General features: G+C 75.1%; 3 protein-coding genes. 2 read left to right on the top strand and 1 reads right to left on the bottom strand.

Translation table 11 applies throughout. The features are described from left to right. The coding region (locus GPJ59_RS34465; RefSeq protein ID WP_219671950.1) for an SWIM zinc finger family protein at positions 1–302 on the bottom strand (302 nt) is incomplete at its 3' end. A 140-nt stretch (positions 303–442) separates the two neighbouring features. Here GPJ59_RS34465 and GPJ59_RS34460 point away from each other — a divergent pair. Next, positions 443–1,543 carry an ATP-binding protein gene (locus GPJ59_RS34460; protein WP_219671948.1) on the top strand — a complete coding sequence of 367 codons (1,101 nt, stop codon included), beginning with the start codon at positions 443–445 and terminating at the stop codon, positions 1,541–1,543. Beyond that, a partial coding sequence (locus tag GPJ59_RS34455) for a DUF5682 family protein (protein WP_219671946.1) occupies positions 1,540–3,697 on the top strand: 2,158 nt, incomplete at its 3' end. The genes GPJ59_RS34460 and GPJ59_RS34455, both read left to right, overlap by 4 nt.

Raw genomic sequence — 3,697 nt, 5'->3', positions numbered from 1 at the left:
AGATGTGTATAAGAGACATGCCCTTCGGCCGCCCAGAGCAGCAGCAGCCCCAAGGCGTGCTTGCACGGGAACTTCCGGCTCGGGCAGGAGCACTTGTACGCCGGGCCCGTCAGGTCCACGACCGTCCGGTACGGCTTGCTGCCGCTGCCCTTGCACAACCCCCACACCGAACCGGAAGCGGAACCTCCGGTCTGCGACCACGGACCCGCCCCGCCGAGCCTGCCTCCCGCCTTGCGCGACGCATCGTCAGGAGCCAGAGCCAGTACCTGTTCCGCCGTCCAGCGGACCCCCTGCTCAGTCATGGCAACCACCGTAGGCACCCCCACTGACAATGCCTCTGACCTGCAACGACGGTACGTACGAGGGGCGTTGTCAGTGGGGTGGTGCACCGTGGGAACCAGCAGTCGGGAGCGGCTGCCGAGCCTGGAGGGGGAGCACCACCATGTCCGAGAACGCCACGACCACCGAGGCGCTGCGACCGCACGCCGAGGACGCCTTCGCGCACGAACTGAAAGCCCTGGCCGCCGTCGACGACCGGCCCCGCCCGGCCCGTTGGAAGCTCTCGCCGTGGGCCGTCGCCACGTACCTGCTCGGTGGCACGCTCGACGACGGCACGGTCGTCACGCCCAAGTACGTGGGGCCGCGCCGCATCGTCGAGGTCGCCGTCACCACCCTCGCCACCGACCGTGCCCTGCTCCTGCTGGGGGTTCCCGGCACCGCCAAGACCTGGGTCTCCGAACACCTGGCCGCCGCCGTCAGCGGCGACTCCACGCTGCTCGTCCAGGGCACCGCCGGCACCCCGGAGGAGGCCATCCGGTACGGGTGGAACTACGCCCGGCTGCTCGCCCACGGCCCCAGCCGCGAGGCCCTCGTACCCAGCCCGGTGATGCGGGCCATGGCCGAGGGCATGACCGCCCGCGTCGAGGAGCTCACCCGCATTCCCGCCGACGTCCAGGACACGCTCATCACCGTCCTGAGCGAGAAGACCCTGCCCATACCGGAGCTGGGCGAAGAGGTGCAGGCGGTGCGCGGCTTCAACCTCATCGCCACCGCCAACGACCGCGACCGCGGGGTCAACGAGCTGTCCAGCGCGCTGCGCCGCCGGTTCAACACGGTGGTGCTGCCGCTGCCCGAGTCGGCGGACGCCGAGGTGGACATCGTCGCCCGCCGGGTCGACCAGATGGGACGCGCCCTGGACCTGCCGGCCGCGCCCGAGGGCCTGGACGAGATCCGCCGCGTCGTCACCGTCTTCCGCGAGCTGCGCGAGGGCATCACCGACGACGGCCGGACCAAGGTGAAGTCCCCGAGCGGCACCCTGTCCACCGCCGAGGCCATATCGGTCGTCACCAACGGCCTGGCGCTGGCCGCCCACTTCGGCGACGGCGTGCTGCGCCCCTCGGACGTGGCCGCCGGCATCCTCGGAGCCGTCGTGCGCGACCCGGCGGCCGACCGGGTCGTGTGGCAGGAGTACCTGGAGGCGGTCGTGCGCGAGCGTGACGGCTGGAAGGACTTCTACCGGGCCTGCCGCGAGGTGACGGCATGAGCGGCACGAGCAGCACGACCGGCGCGAGCGGCACGAGCAGGAGGAGTGGGACCGCCAGGAGGGGTGGGCCGCTGCTGCTCGGCGTGCGGCACCACGGGCCCGGCTCGGCCCGCGCGGTGCGGGCCGCGCTGGAGGCGGCCAGGCCCGCCGCCGTACTGATCGAGGGGCCGCCGGAGGGGGACGCGCTGCTGCCGCTGGCCGCCGACCCGGACATGCGGCCGCCGGTCGCGCTGCTCGCGCACGTTGCCGACGACCCGGGCCGGGCGGCGTTCTGGCCGCTTGCCGAGTTCTCCCCTGAGTGGGTCGCGGTGCGCTGGGCGCTCCAGGCAGGCGTACCGGTCCGGTTCATCGACCTGCCGGCCGCGCACACGCTGGCCGCCGGGCCGGGCCCAGACGCCGCCGAGGAGGCGGCACCGCAGCAGGGCGCGCCTGAGCAGGGTGCGCCTGGGCCGGCCGGACCCGAACAGGCCGAGCAGGGCGGCCCGGAGGGGCGAGAGCGACAGGAAGAACAGGAGGGGCTGGAAGAACAGGAAGGGCACGAAGAACAGGAGGGGCCAGAGGGGCATGCCGAGGCGGGCGGGCGGGACGCCGGTTCCGTGCGGCTGGACCCGCTCGCGGCGCTGGCCGGCGCCGCTGGGTACGACGACCCCGAGCGCTGGTGGGAGGACGTCGTCGAGCACCGGGGCACAGGCACCGGCGACCCCCTGGCCGCCTTCGAGGCGCTCGGGGAGGCGATGGGCGCGCTGAGGGAGGCGTACGGGGACGGCGGGCACGGGGACCGGGACCTGGTCCGCGAGGCGCACATGCGGCAGCGGATACGGGCGGCCCGCCGGGAGTTCGGCGACTCCCTCGCCGTGGTGTGCGGGGCCTGGCACGTCCCGGCGCTGCGGGCGAAGACCACCGTGGCCGCCGACCGGGCGCTGCTGTCCGGCCTGCCCAAGGTGAAGGTGGAGACCACCTGGGTGCCCTGGACCCACCGCCGGCTCGCCCGCGCCGGAGGGTACGGGGCGGGCATCACCTCGCCCGGTTGGTACGGACACCTCTTCGCGGCCCCCGACCGGCCCGTGGAGCGCTGGCTGACCAAGGTCGCCGGGCTGCTGCGCGCGGAGGACCGGCAGGTCTCCTCCGCGCACGTCATCGAGGCGGTACGGCTGGCGGAGACCCTGGCCGCGATGCGCGGCCGGCCGCTGCCCGGCCTCGGCGAGACCCTGGAGGCCGTCCGGGCGGTGATGTGCGACGGCTCCGACGTACCCCTCGCGCTCATCGAGGACCGGCTGGTCGTCGGGGACGCGCTGGGCGAGGTGCCGGACGCGGCCCCGGTCGTACCGCTCCAGCGGGACCTGACCCGGCAGCAGCGTTCGCTACGGCTCAAGGCGGAGGCGCAGGACCGGGAGCTGGAGCTCGACCTGCGCAAGGAGACGGACACCGCCAAGAGCCTGCTGCTGCACCGGCTGCGGCTGCTCGGCATCGACTGGGGCGTCCCGACGGCCTCGCGGAGCAGCACCGGCACCTTCCGCGAGACCTGGCGGCTGAGGTGGGAGCCCGAGCTGTCGGTGCGGGTCGCCGAGGCCGGTATATGGGGCACGACGGTGGCGGCAGCGGCCACCGCCAAGGCCGAGGCGGACGCGGCGGCCGCCCAGGAACTGGGGGAGGTGACCTCGCTCGCCGAGCGGTGCCTGCTGGCCGGCCTGTCCGAGGCGCTGCCGGCCGTGCTGCGGGCCCTCGCCGACCGGGCCGCGCTCGACACGGACGTGGCACGGCTGGCGAAGGCGCTGCCCGCGCTCGCCCGCGCCCTGCGCTACGGGGACGTGCGGGGCACCGACACGGCGGCCCTCGGCACGGTCGCGTCCGGCCTGGCCGAGCGCATCTGCGTCGCCCTGCCCCCGGCCTGCGCGGCAGGCCTGGACGCGGACGCGGCGGCAGAACTACGCGGCCACGTGGACGCGGTCCACACGGCGGTGGGCCTCCTGGCGGAGGCGCCCCACCCTGCCCCGGTCGAGGCCGGCCCGGTCCTGGCGCCCTCCGCGGACGCGAAAGCCCCGGCCGGGACCGATGCCGCTGCGGGCACTGAGCTGCCTGCCGACGCCGAGGCCCCCGCGGGTGGCGCCGCGCCTGGCCCTGCGGGCGCCGAAGGCCCGGCGGGTCGTACGGCAC

Source organism: Streptomyces bambusae, from assembly GCF_019400985.1.
GTDB lineage: Bacteria > Actinomycetota > Actinomycetes > Streptomycetales > Streptomycetaceae > Streptomyces > Streptomyces bambusae_A.
This window is presented reverse-complemented; position numbering and strand designations above follow the sequence as displayed.

Bases quoted from the DNA above. Each gene is read 5' to 3' on its own strand.
- GPJ59_RS34460 (WP_219671948.1), top strand. From the start codon at position 443: ATGTCCGAGAACGCCACGACCACCGAGGCGCTGCGACCGCACGCCGAG.